The sequence below is a fragment of the Bradyrhizobium sp. 186 genome, from assembly GCF_023101685.1.
Classification (GTDB): domain Bacteria; phylum Pseudomonadota; class Alphaproteobacteria; order Rhizobiales; family Xanthobacteraceae; genus Bradyrhizobium.
Genome location: NZ_CP082164.1, coordinates 6098798 through 6116951 on the forward strand (window position 1 = coordinate 6098798; position 18154 = coordinate 6116951).

General features: G+C 61.5%; 14 protein-coding genes and 1 pseudogene. 9 read left to right on the forward strand and 6 right to left on the reverse strand.

The genetic code is table 11. The features are described 5' to 3' along the window. Window positions 1-121: 121 nt before the first annotated feature. Genes dctP through IVB18_RS29400 form a run of 5 tightly spaced genes read left to right on the forward strand, consistent with a single transcriptional unit; the run spans window position 122 to window position 5994 of the window. Window positions 122-1141, forward strand: a complete 1020-nt coding sequence (dctP, locus tag IVB18_RS29380; RefSeq protein WP_247983881.1) for a TRAP transporter substrate-binding protein DctP — start codon at window positions 122-124, stop codon at window positions 1139-1141. Beyond that, complete coding sequence (locus IVB18_RS29385) at window positions 1138-1695, forward strand: TRAP transporter small permease (protein ID WP_247983882.1); 558 nt, start codon at window positions 1138-1140, stop codon at window positions 1693-1695. Before dctP ends, IVB18_RS29385 begins: the two co-directional genes overlap by 4 nt. Beyond that, window positions 1692-3047, forward strand: a complete 1356-nt coding sequence (locus tag IVB18_RS29390; RefSeq protein WP_247983883.1) for a TRAP transporter large permease — start codon at window positions 1692-1694, stop codon at window positions 3045-3047. Before IVB18_RS29385 ends, IVB18_RS29390 begins: the two co-directional genes overlap by 4 nt. A gap of 17 nt (window positions 3048-3064) precedes the next feature. Next, complete coding sequence (locus IVB18_RS29395; RefSeq protein ID WP_247983884.1) at window positions 3065-4474, forward strand: malonyl-CoA decarboxylase; 1410 nt, start codon at window positions 3065-3067, stop codon at window positions 4472-4474. Next, window positions 4471-5994, forward strand: coding sequence for a malonyl-CoA synthase (locus tag IVB18_RS29400; protein WP_247983885.1), 1524 nt, complete (start codon window positions 4471-4473; stop codon window positions 5992-5994). The genes IVB18_RS29395 and IVB18_RS29400 overlap by 4 nt, the downstream gene beginning before the upstream one ends. 631 nt (window positions 5995-6625) lie before the next feature. Here IVB18_RS29400 and IVB18_RS29405 read toward each other — a convergent pair. Both IVB18_RS29405 and IVB18_RS29410 read right to left on the reverse strand, forming a co-directional pair. After that, the gene (locus IVB18_RS29405; protein ID WP_247983886.1) at window positions 6626-8506 is read right to left on the reverse strand and encodes a TRAP transporter large permease subunit; all 1881 of its coding nucleotides are present in this window, start codon (window positions 8504-8506) and stop codon (window positions 6626-6628) included. Continuing rightward, entirely contained in the window at window positions 8503-9525 is a 1023-nt protein-coding gene (locus IVB18_RS29410; RefSeq protein ID WP_247983887.1) for a TRAP transporter substrate-binding protein, read from the reverse strand. The genes IVB18_RS29405 and IVB18_RS29410 overlap by 4 nt, the downstream gene beginning before the upstream one ends. Window positions 9526-9806: 281 nt before the next feature. Between IVB18_RS29410 and IVB18_RS29415 the strand changes: the two genes are divergently transcribed. Beyond that, window positions 9807-10700, forward strand: a complete 894-nt coding sequence (locus tag IVB18_RS29415; protein ID WP_247983888.1) for a LysR substrate-binding domain-containing protein — start codon at window positions 9807-9809, stop codon at window positions 10698-10700. Between the two features lie 143 nt (window positions 10701-10843). Then, window positions 10844-12199, forward strand: coding sequence for a Gfo/Idh/MocA family oxidoreductase (locus tag IVB18_RS29420; protein WP_247983889.1), 1356 nt, complete (start codon window positions 10844-10846; stop codon window positions 12197-12199). 799 nt (window positions 12200-12998) lie between these two features. Here the strand turns inward: IVB18_RS29420 and IVB18_RS29425 are convergent. Both IVB18_RS29425 and IVB18_RS29430 read right to left on the reverse strand, forming a co-directional pair. Then, the gene (locus tag IVB18_RS29425) at window positions 12999-13481 is read right to left on the reverse strand and encodes a phasin (protein ID WP_247983890.1); all 483 of its coding nucleotides are present in this window, start codon (window positions 13479-13481) and stop codon (window positions 12999-13001) included. A 998-nt stretch (window positions 13482-14479) separates the two neighbouring features. Further along, window positions 14480-14764 (reverse strand): annotated as a pseudogene (locus IVB18_RS29430) (hypothetical protein); the annotation flags it as partial. 254 nt (window positions 14765-15018) lie between these two features. Here IVB18_RS29430 and IVB18_RS29435 point away from each other — a divergent pair. Further along, entirely contained in the window at window positions 15019-15294 is a 276-nt protein-coding gene (locus IVB18_RS29435; RefSeq protein ID WP_247983891.1) for a hypothetical protein, read from the forward strand. Window positions 15295-15336: 42 nt separating this feature from the next. On the opposite strand, the gene IVB18_RS29440 is transcribed toward IVB18_RS29435, so the two are convergent. After that, a complete protein-coding gene (locus IVB18_RS29440) occupies window positions 15337-16083 on the reverse strand; it encodes a response regulator transcription factor (protein WP_247983892.1) in 747 nt (248 codons plus the stop codon). A gap of 990 nt (window positions 16084-17073) precedes the next feature. Here IVB18_RS29440 and IVB18_RS29445 point away from each other — a divergent pair. Continuing rightward, a complete protein-coding gene (locus tag IVB18_RS29445; RefSeq protein ID WP_247983893.1) occupies window positions 17074-17415 on the forward strand; it encodes an H-NS histone family protein in 342 nt (113 codons plus the stop codon). 65 nt (window positions 17416-17480) lie between these two features. Here the strand turns inward: IVB18_RS29445 and IVB18_RS29450 are convergent, their stop codons facing one another. Then, complete coding sequence (locus IVB18_RS29450; protein ID WP_247983894.1) at window positions 17481-17711, reverse strand: hypothetical protein; 231 nt, start codon at window positions 17709-17711, stop codon at window positions 17481-17483. Between the last annotated feature and the right edge of the window lie 443 nt (window positions 17712-18154).

Below are 18154 nucleotides of genomic sequence, written 5' to 3' on the forward strand. Positions count from 1 at the left end.
TGTATACACCTGATCTTTCAATCCCATACCACACACTTGACAAAACATACAACATGCAGTTTACTAGCGATTGTATGCAATATCATAATTAAAAAATGCAATACGTGACGGGAGGTATGGAATGAAGGTTTCAAGACGCCAAGCCCTGGCCCTCGGGATCGCCGCACCGGCGCTGCTTCGGCTCGGACCAGCGCGCGCGGCCACAGCTTTGAAGATCTCGCACCAGTTTCCAGGCGGCACGCCAACCGACGGCGATTTCCGCGACCGGCTCTGCCGGCGCTTTGCGGCCCTGATCCAGGAGCGCAGCAAGGGATCGATGACCGCCGAGATCTATCCGGGCTCGTCGCTCATGAAGACCAACGCGCAGTTCTCGGCACTACGCAAAGGCGCGCTCGACATGAGCCTCATCCCGATCTCCTACGCCGGCGGCGATCTTCCCGAGCTCAACATCGGCCTGATGCCGGGCCTCGTCACCGGCTACGACGAGGGACTCGGCTGGAAGAACAAGCCCATCGGCCAGGAGTTCAGCAAATTCCTTGCAGCCAAAGGCGTCGTCATCATCACCTGGATCTGGCAGGCCGGCGGTGCCGCCAGCCGCTCGCGTCCATTGGTCGAGGTCGCCGATGCCAAGGGCATGAAGATCCGCGGCGGCTCGCGCGAGATGGACCTCGTGCTTCAGGCTGTCGGTGCCTCGGTCCTCTCGCTCCCGTCCAATGAACTTTACGCGGCCATGCAGACTGGCGCCTGCAAAGCCGCCCTCACCTCGTCCACCAGCCTGACCTCGTTCCGGCTGGAAGAGCTCGCCAAGCATCTGACGACCGGACGCGCCAAGAGCTACTGGTTCATGCTCGAGCCCCTCGTCATGTCCAAGGCGGTGTTCGACCGGCTTTCGAACGAGGAGCGCGAGATCGTCGTATCGGTCGGCGCCGAGCTCGAAGAGTTCGGCCGCGCTGCGGCGGTGGAGGACGATGTTCGCGTGGCGAAGGTCTACCAGGCCGCCGGCGCGACCGTGCACGATCTCGACGCCAAGGTCGTTCAGGCGTGGCGAGACCTCGCGCGCGATACGGCCTGGAAGGATTACGCCAACAAGAACGAGAACTGCGCCCGCTTGATCAAGCTTGCCATGGAGGCCGGCTCATGAGCGCGCACGGCGTCGATCTCGGCCATCCTGTCGTGGTGACGGCAGCGCGCCCGGGTTCTCCCATGGCGCGGATCAACCGTGCCATGGCCCTGCTCAACAAGACCATCGTCGTCGTCTGCTCGATTGCCCTCATCGTCGCGAGCGTAATTCTGAGCTACAGCGTGGCTGCGCGTTACTTCTTCAACGCGGCAACCTATTGGCAGGACGAAGCGGCCGTCTTCCTGCTGGTCGCCGCAACGTTCCTGTCCACCGCCTTCGTGCAGGCCGGCCGCGGCCATATCGGCATCGAAGCCCTCACCGGCTACCTGTCCAAGCGCGGCAACGCGATCCGCGTCCTCGTGGTCGACACCACGAGCTTCCTGTTCTGCTGCTTCTTCTCCTGGAAATCCTGGACGCTGTTCCACGAGGCGTGGGTCGACGGACAGGTGTCCGGATCGACCTGGGCCCCGCCTCTGTGGATCCCCTACAGTATGATGGCGCTCGGCATGACGCTACTGACGCTGCAGATCGCACTTCAACTCGCTGCGGCGATCGGCGGATGGAGGAGCAAATGAGCACGCTTGCCGTTGGACTGATGTATGGCGGCGCCACGCTTGCCGTCATGGCATCGGGCATGCCGATCGCGCTGGCGCTCGGTGCCGTAGCCGTCGTCTTCATGTACTTCTTCATGCCCTCCGCATCGCTCGATACGGTGACGCAGAACGTCTACGAGGAAATGGCTTCGATCACGCTGCTGGCCATCCCGCTCTTCATTCTCAAGGGCGCTGCGATCGGCAAGTCGAAGGCGGGACAGGATCTCTACAGCGCGCTGCATGTCTGGATGGGCCGCATCCCGGGTGGGCTCGGAATCGCAAATGTCTTTGCCTGCGCGCTGTTCGCGGCGATGGCCGGGTCGTCTCCGGCAACCTGCTCGGCGATCGGCTCGGCAGGGATTCCCGAGATGCGCAAGCGGGGATATTCCGGCGGCTTTGCCGCAGGCGTGATCGCAGCCGGCGGCACGCTCGGCATCCTGCTGCCGCCCTCGATCACGATGATCCTGTATGCGGTCGCGGCGGAGCAGTCGCTCGGGCGTCTGTTCCTCGCAGGCATCGGTCCTGGCCTTCTCCTGGTGGTGCTGTTTGCAACCTACGCGGTGCTGAGGTTCAAAGCGGAATACAAGGCGGCGCAGCGGGCCTATGCGGCAGACCCCGCGCAGCATCCGATCCTTTCGAACGAGCGCTTCACCATGGCGATGCGGTTCGGTGCGCTGCCGCGTGTCCTGCCCTTCGTCGTGCTGCTCAGCGGCGTGATGGTTGCGCTTTATGGCGGCTACGCCACGCCCTCGGAGACAGCGGGCCTCGGCGGCATCCTGGCGCTGGTTCTGATCGCCTCCATCTACGGCGTGTGGCGCCCACGGGATCTCGGCCCGATCCTGGAATCGACGCTGAAGGAATCGACCATGCTGATGCTGATCATCGGCATGTCGCTGCTCTACTCCTACGTGATGAGCTATCTCCACATCAGCCAGGGGGCGGCTCAAGCCATCGTCGCCATGCAGCTCTCGCGATGGGTGCTGCTGGCAGCTATCCTGGTGCTGGTGGTCGTGCTCGGCTTCTTCCTGCCGCCAGTTTCGATCATCCTGATGACCGCGCCGATCATCCTGCCGCCGCTCAAGGACGCAGGCTTCGACCTGATCTGGTTCGGGGTGGTGATGACGATCGTGATGGAGATGGGTCTCATCCATCCACCGGTCGGCCTCAACATCTTCGTCATCAGGAACATCGCGCCCGACATCCCCTTGCGGGACGTGATCTGGGGAACGCTGCCCTTCGTGCTCCTGATGGCGTTCGCCGTGGTGCTGCTTTGCCTGGCGCCCTCGATCTCAACCTGGTTGCCGAACCTGGTGATGGGCGCACCAACGCGTTAACCAAGGAGGCATGAACCATGCTGAACGATACGAGGCCCGGACGCATCACGGCGCCCGAATTCCTGCAAGGACTCATCGACACGTTGACGCAACGTGGCCGCGCGGTTCTCGGTATCAAGCCCGAACGCAATGTCGGCGAGGATCGTGATCTCGAGCTTCTGGGCGAGGCGCTGCTGTCTCGGCGCGGTGAAGCCTCCGGCGTCGCGATCGCGCAATCGCTGCTTGCGGCGTTCGAGCAGGCGGCAGAGCCGCAGCGGCTGAAGTTTCTCTCCTCGCTCGCCGACCGGTTCGGGCCGGACCGTCGCGCGATCGAGCTCGCGATCGCGGCCTACCAGCGCAAGGAGGACGGCGACGGCGGCAAGCTCGAGGCGCTCCACGCCGCGGCGGAGCCGCGCCGGCAGGAGCTCATCCGCCGCCTCAATCTTGCACCCGGCGGGACGGCCTCCCTCGTGCGCATGCGACGGGTACTGCTTGCGCTCCTGCGCGAGCATCCCGAACTCCAGCCGGTCGACGACGATTTCGTCCATCTATTCTCGTCCTGGTTCAACAGGGGTTTTCTCGTGCTGCGACCGATCGACTGGACGACGTCAGCCAACATCCTCGAGAAGATCATCAGGTATGAAGCCGTCCATGCCATCCAGGACTGGGATGATCTGCGCAGCCGGCTCGAGCCGCCGGATCGCCGCTGCTACGCGTTCTTTCATCCCCAGCTGGTCGACGAGCCGCTGATCTTCGTGGAGGTCGCACTCACGAAGGAGATTCCGGGCGCGATCAATCCATTGCTCGACAAATCGCGCCAGCCGATCGCGGCACGTGACGCCACGACCGCCGTATTCTACTCGATCTCGAATACGCAAAAGGGCCTCGCCGGCGTCTCCTTCGGCAACTTTCTGATCAAGCAAGTGGTCCAGGACCTCGCCCGCGAGCTCCCGAACCTGAAGACCTTCGTCACCCTGTCGCCCGTTCCCGGCTTTGCCGGCTGGATTCGGCGCGAGCTCAAGACCGAGGCCTCCGGCGCCATCGACGATGACACAAGGCGTGCACTGACTGCGCTCGAGGACGGCGGCGACACCGCGCAGGCAAAAGAGGCCATCACCGCCCTTGCCGCCTATTACTTCCTGAAGGCGAAGCTTCCGTCAGGCAAGCCGGTCGATCCGGTCGCCCGCTTCCATCTCGGCAACGGCGCGCGCCTGGAGCGGCTGAATTTCCTCGGCGATGCTTCGCCCAAGGGCATCAAGCAATCCTACGGCCTGATGGTCAACTATCTCTACGCACTCGACCACATCGAGGCGAACCATGAAGCGTTCGCGGAGCACGGCACCGTCGTGGCCTCCGACAAGGTGAAGAAGGCGCTCCGCGCCAAGCTGTCGTCCCGCGACCTTGTGCCCAGCTCACAGACCAACTCTCAGCGGAAGATCTCGTCATGACCTGGAATCTGTATGACCGCCTGCTTGGCTCCGCGCACTCCGATCAGTCCATTTGCATCGAGAAGGACGACGGCGCCACCCTGACCTACGCCGAGCTCGCCGCGCTTAGCGGCAGGTTCGCGAATTTGCTCGCCAGCAACGGCATCGGTCCTAGCCACCGTGTCGCTGCAAAGGTGGAGAAATCCGTCGAGGCTGTCGCGCTCTATCTGGCGACGCTCCGCTCCGGTGCAGTCTATCTGCCGCTCAACACCGCCTATACGCCGGCCGAAACCGAATACTTCATCCGCGACGCGCAGCCGAGCCTGATCGTATGCGACCCCAAGGAAGAATCCGACCTGCGCGCCATTGCCGCAAAAGCAGGCGGACGTGTCGAGACGCTCGATCAGGAGGGTCACGGGTCGCTGGTCGGTGCCGCAGGCGGTTTTCCAGCGGATTTCGACACGGTGCCGCGCGCGAAGGAGGATCTGGCGGCGATTCTCTACACCTCGGGCACGACCGGCCGATCAAAGGGGGCGATGCTGACGCATGGCAATCTGGTCTCGAACGCGCTGACGCTGGTCGAGCAATGGCGCTACACGCAACGCGACGTGCTGATCCACGCGCTGCCGATCTATCATATTCACGGCCTGTTCGTGGCCGGCAACGTGACATTCGCCGCGCGTGCGCGAATGCTGTTCATGCAGAAGTTCGAGGCAGAGCGGATTCTCTCGGAGATGGCGCGATCGACCGTCCTGATGGGTGTGCCGACCTTCTATGTCCGCCTGCTTCAGAGCCAGAATTTGAGCGAGCGCACGACCGCGCATATGAGGCTGTTCGTCGCTGGGTCCGCGCCGCTGTTGGCCGAGACCCACCGCGCCTGGAAGGACAGGACCGGTCACGAGATCCTCGAACGCTACGGCATGACCGAGACGGGCATGATCGCCTCCAATCCCTATGATGGTCCGCGTATTCCGGGTTCGGTGGGACGCCCGCTGCCCGCCATCGAAGTCCGCATTACGGATCCCGAGAGCGGTGCCGTGCTGCCCCCGAACGAGGTCGGCATGATCGAGGTTAAGGGACCAAACGTCTTTGCAGGCTACTGGAATATGCCGGACAAGACTGCCGCCGAATTCCGCGCTGACGGCTTCTTCATGACCGGCGACCTCGGCAAGCTCGATGCGAACGGCTATCTGTACATCGTCGGCCGGGGCAAGGATCTCATCATCACCGGCGGCTTCAATGTCTACCCGAAGGAGATCGAGACGGAAATCGACGCTGTCGCAGGTGTGTTTGAAAGCGCGGTCGTCGGCGTGCCGCATGCCGACTTTGGCGAAGGCGTCACCGCTGCCGTCGTCCGGTCGGCCGGCTCATCGGTGGACGAACGCGCCATCCTGGAGGCGCTTTCCGGACGGCTGGCAAAATTCAAGCAGCCAAAGCGCATCATCTTCGTAGATGCGCTACCCCGCAACGCCATGGGCAAGATACAGAAGAACCTGCTGCGTGCGCGCTTTGCCGATCTCTATTCGGCCAAAGTCGAGTGAATGCATCTGAAGGCGTGCAGCAAGCTGGCCGGACGCCAGCTTTGGGGACTACGCCGGGGTCCACCAGTGGAGCAAGGGCCGAAATCCGCCTTCAATAGCGATGCGGCACCAGACGCATCGCTAAAACGTTATCGTATCCACAACTTATTGGTTTGGTGCGCTCGGAGGGCGGGCGCATTTGTTGCGATATCAATAGGTTAGAACGATTTATCAAACCATAAGGTGCATTTCAAACCCAAAAAGTACCTTTCAAGAAAAGCGCCCAAGGAGCGGCCCTTCCAGTTGCCTTTTTCCACAGAGCGCCCCGTTCCCACGGCGCGATTAAACTCGGACGGTGTAGCACTTACCTGAAGTGTTGCCCGCCCATATATCGATAGGAGAGGCAGCTACTAACCCCATGTTTTCATAGACCCGCCACAGGCTGTGAGCCTGCAAAGCGAGTACATCTTGTCCCAGTGATTTCGTCTCAGTGTCGCTGGTTCGAGTCGGGGGCGCTACATCCACTATCGCAGGAGTTCTGTCTTATCGGAGGGCAGCTTAGCTCGGCCGGCAAAATCTTGGCAGCGTGCCAAAGATGCCCCCTATGCGCGAACGGGCGCAGTGGGCGGTTCACATTCAAGGCTATCTGCCCTCATAGAAACACCAGCGATATCGAGGGCACGAAGGTGATCAACAGCAGGCCAGCCAAGAGCCAGGCGAGATAGATCCAGATGCGGCGCATGCCGGCATCCGGCGGCACGCCACCGATGACGCAAGCGGCGTAGTAGCACAAGCCGAACGGCGGTGCGAAAAGGCCGAGACCCATCGCGAGGATCACCACCATCGCATAGTGCACCTCGTGGATGCCGAACTGTGCGGCAACCGGGAACAGCAGCGGGCCGAACAGCACGATGGCCGGAATGCCCTCCAGCACGCTGCCGAGCACGATGAAGGCCACCACCGAGACCATGAGGAAGCCATAGGCGCCGCCGGGAACGCCGGCCATGCGCGCGGCGAGTTCGTGCGAGAAGCCGGATTGCGCCAGCGCCCAGGCCATGGCGCTCGCGGCGCCCACGATGAATAGGATCGAACCGGAAAGTGACGCGGTCTGCACCAGCATCGGCAACGCATTCTTCCAGGTCAGGCTGCCGCGATAGATGATCAGCCCGAGCACCAGGCAGTAGGCGATGCCGATGGTCGAGACTTCCGTGGCGGTCGCATAGCCCTCGACCACCGCGCTGCGGATCAGGAAGGGTAGCGCCAGTGCCGGCAGCGCGGCCCACAACGTCCTTGTCACCACCGAGAGCGGCGCACGCGCAACCTTGATCGCGGCGTTTTCCTCCGCGCCCGCCCGGTAGCGGGCGACGAAGGCGAGCACGATGGCCAACACGATCCCGGGCAGGATGCCGGCGGTGAACAGCGCCGCGATCGACACGCCGGTGACGGAGGCGATCGCGATCAGCACGATGGACGGCGGAATGGTCTCACTCATAGCGCCGGAGGCCGCGAGCAGCGAGACCAACTCGCCGTCCTTCATGCCGCGCTTGCGCATCTCGGGAAACAGCACCGGCGCGATCGCCGCCATGTCGGCGGTCTTGGAGCCGGAGATGCCCGACACCAGCAGCATGGCGCCGAGCATCACATAGGACAGCCCGCCGCGGACATGGCCGAGCAACGATGCCAGGAAGGCGACCATCACGCGCGCCATGCCGGTCTGCTCGACCAATTGACCCAGGAGAACGAATAGCGGCACCGCAAGCAGGATCAGCGAGCTCATCCCCTCGTCGATCCGCCCGACCACAACGAGCAGCGGTGTCCGCGTCGTGGTGAGCAGGAACGCGACGGACGCAAGGCAAAAGGAAAACGCGATCGGCACGCCGGCCGCCACCGCGCAGCCGAGCAGTCCCACGAAGAAAATCAGCAGGTTCCAGTTGCCGAGCGGCTTGAGCGCGGGGCCTGCGAGATAAAGCGCGCCGCCGATCAGGGCGAACAGCACAGCCACCGCGAGCAGATCCTTCGCCGAACGCTTGACGAGCTCGAGGCAGATGCTGGCGAGCGCAATGATGCAGCCGACCGGGATCGCAGCGGCGCGGACCATGCCGGACCAGCCGAGCGCCGGGGTTTCGACGAAGGCCTGATCCTCCACATAATCCAACGCCGGATGCAGGATGATCGCGAGGAACAGTGCGACGCCGCCGGCCGCAAGCGTGGACGCCCAGGCCTCGGCACGCGGCGATAGATATGACGTGAAGAAGGTCAGCCGCATATGCGCCGAACGCTGCACCGCGATCGCGCTGCCGAGCATCGCGAGCCAGAGGAATAGGATGGAGGCGAGTTCGTCCGACCAGATGATCGGCCGGTGGAAGACGCCCCGCGCGACGATGCCGACGAACAGAATGATCACTTCGGCAACCACCGCGATCGCGGCCGGAATCTCCACCAGCCAGCGCAGCGATTGCTCCAGCCGGCGTCCCCGTACGAGCTGCGTTGCGCCGAGCGCCTCCGCCGGCGGCGCGCCGACGGCCGCGCTCATGCGAGCGCCCCGACGGCCGCCTCGAGCGTCTTCCAGTTGTCCTCGCCGAACTTGCCGCGCCATTCCTTGTAGAAGCCGGCGGTCGAGAGCCCCTTGCGGAACGCCTCCTTGTCGGACGCCTCGAAGGTGATGCCCTTGGCGATCAGCTGGTCCTTCAGCATCAGATTGAGTTTTGCGGTATCTGCGCGCTGCTCGACCGCGGCCTGGTCGAATTCGTGCCGGACGATCGCCTGCAGCTCATCGGGCAGCGCCTTCACCGAGCGGCGATTGCCGAGGATGAAGAACGGATCCCAGATGTGGTTGGTCTCGGAGATGTATTTCTGCACCTCGTAGATCTTGCCGGCCTCGATAGTAACGAGGCCGTTCTCCTGCCCGTCGACCAGATGGGTCTGCAGCGCCGTGTACAATTCGTTAAAGTTGATCGAGGTCGGATTGGCGCCGAGCGATTTGAACAGCGAGGTGAAGATCGGCGACACCGGTACGCGGATGCGGTAGCCGGCGAGATCGCCCGGCGTCTTGATCGGCTTGGAGAAGGACGAAATCTGCCGGAACGTGTTGTCGGCCGGCTTGGCCATCACAATCACGCCGGTCTTCTCTATCTGCGCCGCAATCAGCCTGCCAAGATCGCCGTCCATCGCGTTCCAGACTTGGGTGTAGTCGGAGAAGGCGAAGCCGACATTGGCGATACCGGCGACGGGCGCCACCGTCGACAGCACAGAGCCGGCGATATTGAGGAAATCGACGCCGCCGCTGCGAATCTGCGTCAAGAGATCGGTGTCGGAGCCGAGTTGCGAAGCCGGAAAGAATTTCAGCTCCAGCCGCCCGCCGCTCGCTTCCTTGATCCGCTTCACCGCCTGGTCGAGACGGGTATTGATCGGCTGGGTCAGCGACTGGCCGGTCGCGAGCTTGTATTCGAACTCCGCCGCCTGCGCCGGCCTGCTGCGGATCGCGACCAGTGGAATGGCAGCCGCGCCAGCCATGAAGCTGCGGCGCGAGATGGTGTGGCGCTGAACCGACATCGTTAGTCCTCCCCTGATGCTTTTGTGCGACGCCCTGTCGGCGCGCATATTCGTTGCCGCCGGCGCATGTCTTGCGGCGGCGGTGTCGTCAGAATCGCTTTGAAAGGGCCGTTCGAAGCCTTGCGTTCCTTCCCCCGGGCGGACTGGCTGCTGCGCCGTCCTGTTTCCTCTCGGCGCCCGTCTGTCGCGGGTTGCCTCAGGGAAGGAAACCTAGATCGCTGGTCATGGGCGACAATTGAATTATATTCGCCGTCACTTTAGCTGACCTAAAAGGTTTCCCGATGCAGATACCGTTCCGCGCCATTACCGTCTTCCACGCGGTGGCGCGCGCGGGCAGCATTTCGCGGGCGGCCGACGAATTGCGGGTGACGCCGTCGGCCGTCAGCCAGCAGATCCAGGCACTGGAGCTGCATCTCGGCACCGCACTGACCTCGCGGATCGGGCGCAACATTACGCTAACGGAGGCCGGCGAACGCTATTTCGAGATGATCAGCCGCGAGATCGAGCACATCGCCGACGTGACGCAGCATGTGCGCGGCATCCGCTCCGCGACCACATTGACCGTGCGCGCCGCACCGAGCGTGTCGAGCAAATGGCTACTGCCGCGGCTTGCGAGCTTCGTCGACGCCAATCCCGACATCGAATTGCGGCTCGACGGCACCAATGAACCGACCGATTTCCGCAAGGAGAATGTCGATCTGGAAATCCGCCATGGCGAAGGCGGCTGGCCCGGCCTGTTCGTCGAAAGCCTCGGCAAGGAGCGGTTCTTTCCGCTCTGCGCGCCGTCGTCCTTTGCGGCGGGCAGTCTCTCCGCCGAAGATCTGCTCAAGCAGCGGCTGATCCATTCGGTGAAATCGCAGCTGCAATGGCCGCGCTGGTTCATGGAGGCCGGTATCGAGTCGGCCGAGCGCTGGAAGCGCGTGCTGTTCGACCGCAGCCATATGGCGATCGACGCCGCCGTCGATGGCCTCGGCATCGGGCTCGAAAGCGAGCTCCTAGCCTGGCGCGAATTAAGCGATGGAAGGCTGGTTTGCCCGGTGCAGGACCCACCGGAGGTGACGCTCTCGACGCAATGGATCGTCTGTCCCCACGGCCATCTGCGCCACCGCAAGACCCGCACCTTCCTCGACTGGCTGCGGCGCGAGCGCGATAGCTGGCGCGAGCGAATTGTTTAGCGCGCCTACATCGTTGCAGCTGATAAACTGAATTGCCCTCGGATTCAGCGATGCCTAACGTTCCCTGCGAACAGGCGGACGTAACCGGACCTCACGGTTGCAACAACCCGCCGTTGTCAGAGGAACGTCAGGGAAATCCAAAAATGAATCTCCATCGCATGTTGCTGGAACGCAAGGCGGCCGGCAAGCCGGTCACCATCGGCCTGATCGGAGCCGGAAAATTCGGCCTGATGTTCCTGTCACAGGTGCGCCACACCGACGGCATGCATCTGGTCGGCGTCGCCGACCTGAACACGGCCCGCGCCCGCGCGCAGCTCAAGCTCGGCTGCTGGCCGGAAGAGCAATATGCCGCCACTAGCATCGACGACGCGCTCAGGCACGGCCGCACCGTCATCACCGACAACGCCGACGCCCTGATCACCCATCCCGCCATCGAGGTGATCATCGAGGCGACCGGCGATCCCGGTGCCGGCATCCGCTTCGCGATGAAGGCGATCGAGCACGGCAAGAACATCGTGATGGTCAATGTCGAGGCGGACGCTGTCGCAGGTCCCATCCTGGCGCGCAAGGCCAAACAGGCGGGCGTGGTCTATTCGCTGGCGTGGGGCGACCAGCCGGCGCTGATCGCCGATCACGTCGACTGGGCGCGCGCGGCCGGCTTCAAGGTTGTCGCCGCCGGCAAAGGCACGCGCTACCACCCGACCTATCACCAGTCGACGCCGGATACGGTCTGGGACATCCTCGACAAATACATGAAGATCAAGGACCGGAATTCGATCAACCCGAAGATGTTCAACTCCTTCGTCGATGGCACCAAGTCAGGCATCGAGATGACGGCGGTCTGCAACGCCACCGGGCTGCATGCGCAGAGCGAGGGCCTTTCCTTTCCGCCCGCCACCCGCTTCGAGCATGCCGAAATCTGCAAGCCGAAGTCGGACGGTGGCGTGCTGGAGAAATCTGGCGTCACCGAGGTCACCTCCTCGGTCTATCGCGACGGGACCGACGTGCCGCAGAGCCTCGTGATGGGCACCTATGTCGTGTTCGATACCGACAGCGCCTATTCGGAGGAATGCTTCCGCGAATACAGCATGCTGCCGGACAAGACCGGCAAATATGCCTCGCTGTACCGGCCGATCCACATGATCGGGCTCGAGCTCGGCATCTCCGTTGCCTCCGCAGCACTCCGCAAGGAGCCGACCGGCGCGCCGATCATGTTCAATTCGGACGTCGTCGCGACCGCCAAGCGCAAGCTGAAGGCTGGCGAGATGCTCGACGGCGAAGGCGGCTTCTGCGTCTGGGGCAAGCAGACCCCAGCGGACGCATCGCTCAAGCAGGGCTACCTGCCGCTCGGGCTTGCCCACCACGTCAAGCTCAAGACGGACATCGAGGAAGGTCAGCGCCTGAAATGGGCGGACGTGGAATACGATCCGGACAGCCTCGCCGTGCGAGTCCGCCGTGAGATGGAAGCGGCCTTCCGCCAACCGAACCGCGCCCCCTGAGTGAGCGGCCGTAGGCGTCCCCGCCTCCGCGACGGAAGGCCAAGAACGTTAGCTGAGGGGCTCCAGTCAGCCTCGAAATCGCGGGGGCCGCATTCTCGAAACAGAAGCGTGGGCTGTCCTCCGGTCCCGGTTGGTAGCGCGGAGCGCTACCAACCGCCGCTACAAGGATTCCTCGTTCTGACCAGCAGTTCCACGAAAGCGCGATGATGGGTGTGACGCCCGCGCCATTACATTTCCGCCCACGGTCGTAAAAATATCAAACGACAATTTCACTGCGAGAAGCTTCTCTGGATGTTCTGTCGAATGCAGACGTCCACCCCTTCCCTGTGGAACCCTGTAGGGTCAATCGGCGTGGCGAACTCGAGATTGACAGGCCGCGACTCAAGGCCGTCGCATGCGAGTGCTACAAGGTCATGAGCCGCAGGATCGACCGGATTTTTTCGCAGGAAAGCCGCGCGGCTTCTTCACGCCCCGCCGGCGCGAAACGACCGCCGGGCGCCGGATCCCGCGTTCGCCAAGACGGTCTCGTAGAGCCAAACCTCTCTGCCAAACCACTCGTGCGTCGCCGCACAAATCCGGCAATGGGTGCGCGAGAAGGACACAGCTCTGCAGCGAAACCGTTCGCCACCCGCCTCGATGCCCGCCGGAATGGCGCTTCCTCCGGGCACCTGGTCCTGATCTCCTCCAGCTTGGCGCCGCTTGCAGCAAGGACGGGCCGCCATCGGCTGGACCGCGCCTCTTCTTGCGGAGACGCTCGTGGAGCCGATCCGCGCGGCTGGTGGCTTCGATGTCAGACAGCCTATGCGAGGCCCCGGTTGAAACTCTTCTTAATCGGCGCGGCCGTTTCGGTCGCGACCCTCTGGACGAGCTCCCAAAGCTCCCGGTTCTGGGCGGAGGCGGCTTCGAACGACTTTCGGCTCTGGGCGGTCGACAGATTCACGAAATCGATTAGCGACCTGGTGTCCGCGAGCCGGGACAGGAATTCGAGGGTGGCGCTGGTATTGATGTTGGAGATCTCGATGACCTTCGCACCGTAGTCAGCGGCGCCCTTGGCGTTCATCGAACAGGCTTCGCGGAGAACGTCGCTGATCTCCTCGGAGGCTGCCTTTAACTTCTCGAAACCCTCCTTGGTCCGTGCGGTGCCCTGCTCGGAAAAACCGCCGAACAAGCCCTGGATGTTGAAAAAGGGTATGTCGAACTTGAGCTTTGCAGTTCCATTTGCCGTCTCATTCAGCGGATCGGCGTTCGTCTCGACTTTCACATTGGCATCATTCACGAGCATTCATCCTTTCAAGCGAAACCAGATAATGGATTGAAGACTCCCCCGACCGCTCCCGGCACGTGCTGCACCAGGAAACCAGTGCCCCTATTCTCGGCATGGTGGGATGCTACTGCGGATCAACCGCTCCCCCCGGCCGAAGCCAACTATGATCGATTAAAGTCCAGCCATCCGTTCGGACACTCGTTGAAATAATTCGATGTGTTGCCACCAGGTGGCGCGGACACGAGCTTTGCGTCTGTGAAGTTGCAACGACCGCTCACTTGCCCTCTGAGCTCGCTCGCTTTCCGAAGATAACCCGGCTTGCGCGAGTCGCGCTTCTCTTCTCGACCTACTCGGTCCCTGAGACTCTCAAGTTCTGCGAGTTGGGAAACAAGCGCTTCGAGGCGCTGGCGAAGAACAGCAGCAGGATTGTCCGCTCGAGCGCGGATGCTCATGGCAGATCTCCTAATCGATATGTCCGGGAGAATTCACCCAGTCTCGATAGCCGGGAAAAATATGCAATCGCTACGGACAAACGCGCACTAACATTTGGCATGCTGCGTCGCCAATAACGACGCGGCAGCGCGTTAAGAAAGAGCCAGGGTGCCCAGGCGCGCGGCACGCGCCCTTTCGGGCCAGGCTGTTCAGCATGCGACAACGGCGGGACGAGTCATGGTTTTGGGACAATCAACCGGGCCTCCAGCTCTGGTCAACTCGCGCGAATTGCCGCCGCAGCATCCGGCGTGCCTAGCCGCCTACTGGGCACAGCGCGCGCTGATGCAATGCGCCGTGAGAAGGATGCGCTAATGCGCAGATCCGGTTGCGCTCGTAACTTGAGTGGTGGGTCGCTCGCAATCGGGCTTGCGCTTCCGCTCATCGTCGTCTTCATCTGCACAATCGACGCCTCCAGATGCAATTGGACTTTCAGAGCTCCCGCCGGTCGCAAAAGGCCCTTTACCGCCGCCCCCCCCTCCACCACCGGATCCGCCACCGCCGGACGTCCCTCCAGCACCAGATGACCCACCACGGCGACCGCCAGATGCTCCACCACCTCCGGGGGATCCGCTACCAGAGCCAGAGGTCCCCGACGCTGCCGCGGACGAGCGATCGTTGTCGAAGAATGACTGGCCCCTGTCGTCGCCAGGCGTTGCTCCGTTCAGTCCGCCCGAACGCGCAATGGCTGTCGAGGTCAGGGAGGTCGACAGAAGCAGGGTCATGACGGGGGGCGTCACGGCCGCGAATCTTCCGCAGGTTTTTAAGAATGCCCGCCGGTCGTCATCTTCATTGCCGTCCCGGGTCACGATGCGCTCTCCACGATTTAAATATTTATTTATCACTATTATATATTAAATCCACCCTCAACCAAGACTTTTGTTTAAATGACGGGAGTTATTTAGCGTGCGCCGGCCGGGCAGCTCGCCGCCATTTTCCACGCCCGTCGAAATTCCTGGGGTATCTGCGGCGCAGAGGCTCGAATCTCGACTTGCACTTCAGTATTTAATATAGTTATTTCTGATTTATCATTGAAGGCAACCCGCGACTGCAACGGATCATTGCCATGCCACTGCAATTTCATCGGCCCGTCGAGGACATGGAGATATGGAGCGCGAGCAGCGATGGCTTCTCGTTTGTGATCAGCTTCGGGAGCCCCACCGGTCCGGGCTTTCACGGACGTTCCGGCTATTTGGCGAGTTGGCGACCGCTCTACGAGAACAATGGTGCGATCAAGATCACCGGCTCGCCCTTCCGAACGTTGGCCGAGGCCGAAGGGGCCTGCGGCAACATGGTTGAGCATCTGGCCGCGGTAACCGACCCTCGCCGCTCGGAGGTGTAGCGAGGTTAACGGCAACAATATCCAATCAAGTGGGATTTGCAGCTAACGCGTACGTTCCGGAAGGACGCTGTTGCGCTTGACGTCCTCGTCATTTCGAACTGCCGGATCCCGTTGTAGCAGGCCGGAGGGGTCGAGTTCACGTGGCGCTGCACGCTGCTCGTTTTGCGAAATCGCCAATGCCGCGAGAACTGTACGATTGCTGATATCCAGCTTCTGGAAGATGTGATGAAGGTGGACTTTGATCGTACCGTCGGAAATGTTCAGGCGACGCCCGATCTCCTTGTTGGACAGCCCCTCCGATACGAGGCGCATGATCTGCCGCTCCCGGTCCGTCAGTTGTGTCAGGGACTTCTCCTCACCTGCGCGAGGCTCCTCACTGACCTCCCCACCAGTGCTCGGCGAGCGCGATGCCAGTCCTTGGCTCTGTGCAACCTTCCGCAGGGTCGCGACCAGCATCTCCGGCTTCGCATCCTTGGTGAGGACCACGCAGGCGCCGTCCGCGGCCTGCCTTTGCAACTCGCGATCGACGGCCTTACCGGCGAAGAAAATGACCAGGGTGCCCAGGCCCGCGGTGTTTGCGAGAGCAAGGAGGTCCGGTCGGCTGATGTCGGGCATTGCAATATCGACGAGCGCAATGTCCGGCACAAGAAGTCGGATTGCCTCAATGCAGCTTGCAGCATCGCCGCAGGAGCCCACGATCGTAAAATCGTGCTGCGTCGCAAGGACGCTGCTGATCCCCTGCAAAACGATCGGATGCCGATCCGCGATGACAATTCTGATGCGGCGCATGCTTCCCTTGCCTATTGCTAACAACCCCCCGTGCGGCAGTTTAATCCAACGTTCTCTCTAGAGACGCGCGCGGGAGGCATAACGAATCCGTTCTGCCAAAACGTCGCACCGCCAAGTCCGCCACGGCACGTATCGGCAACGCTTGATGGCTGCGTCACCGTAACTCGCTTAGAGAATGCGTGCAGCACCGTAAGAATGCGGAGTTCCAAGGAAAATCCGAAACGCCAATTCATCGACGAAACAGCGATTCTTCAGCAATTCTGGATAGATTCGATCTATAAATTCTTTCACAGATTGTATTGGTGCAGTGATCGGCTGCTTTGTTAGCATGGCTAACTCCTCACCGGCCACTTATTACAAACGATATATAGGGACATTCACGATTCAAATCTAACATTCAACAAAGTTTCACCGGAGCGAGGCAACCTGAAAAGCCTCGACCCAGAGCAGAGGAGGCGCAAAAAAGTAATACTATTCATCAAGACCAAGACGAGGACTGGTCACCAGGGCATGAGGGCACCGAATTTTTCCCAGCCACATGATCTGACATCTCGAACGATAACTGTTCTGCTTCAGTAATAGCACCGATGAAAACCTGGTCCGCAAAGTTGGGCGGCATTTTTGTTAACCCAGCAACCTCAATGCGCATCACGGTCATCGTTGATAATGAGTAGGTGGTCACATGTATTCTTCGATTGTTTTGCGTCAAACGCATGAGGCTCTAATCGTTCAATTCACCGAATTGCAGAATTTACGTAGTCGCGTGTTGATGGCCGAGCAGAGATTGCTTGGCCCAATGCGAAGAGTCCAGCGGCGGAGAGCGGCTGGGAGGCGACCGCTCGGTCGGAGGCACGGAGCCGGCCGGTAGCACCAAGAGCGCCGCGTTGCACACTGGCGGCCTACGCGCGAGCCGATGGTGCTTGCCCGACCCGGGCTCGACCTGATAATCCCCCCTTCTATTTCAAATCGGAAGTAGTGGGGACGGCTTCCATGGAGAAGGACGACTGGGCATCGGGGACCACAGCCGAGCTGTGGCGGCTTTACGATGAGGTAACGACTGTTCTTAGTCGGAGAATGACCGCGGAAAAAGCCAAGCTCGAAGAGCGGCTTCGCAGGATAGACGGCACTGCCGGCGTCCAGAACGAGGAACGTGCGCGCCGCCCCTACCCGCCTGTGCTGCCGAAGTATCAGAACCCGAAAGACCCATCCGAAACCTGGTCCGGTCGCGGTAAGCAGCCCCGATGGCTGAAAGCGCAGCTTCGGGCCGGCAAGAAGCTGAACGATCTACTGATCAACCGCTCATCCGGGCAAAGGCGCCGCCGGACCGGATGAGCCCCGGCCGTCGCCACGACGGCGTTCACACCGCAATGGCGCGCCTGTCCGTTTGACCGCAACCTTTAGCGATCGCGATCTTCTTTACCGTTAGGACTGCCGTCACCGCCGCCATTGCCGAAGCCATTGTTGCCATGCACAATATTACCGCCTGAACTGGCTATGGCGGATGAAGTCAGTGAGGTGGACAGCAACAGCGTCATAGCTGGAGGGGTAACGGCGGCAAATTTTCCGCAGCTCTTCAAGAACTCACGACGATCTTCGCCGTCGGTATCAAGGTGGGTCATCGGGATCATCCTACAACAATCCAGCCTATCTTCAAAAATAAACCAAAATAGTCGCAGCACAACTGAAATATATGTTAATTTAACAATTTAATTTCTCGAACCCTCGATCACAGTGTGTATCGGACCCGCAAAGCGACAGATTGAAGAACATTCCTACCCCAGGACGCACACGTCGAGCCAGATCCGCCGAGGTCGACCGCCATGCGCGGCGACTCGAGGCGCTTAAGCACCTCCGGCCTCGCCCTACGCCTTCTCGGACATAGAGGGCGCGTGATCCCAGTTACGATGCCCCATATTTTTGACATTTATTCCAATCCGATCAATTATCCATTTTAACTAGACTGTTTAAGTTGGGATTATCTTCGCTCATAACCCTATTCAGCGCACGACGAGCTCAGGCCAGCTCGATTACATATGCCGCACACAAAAGCACCGCGAATTCTCAAGCCCCG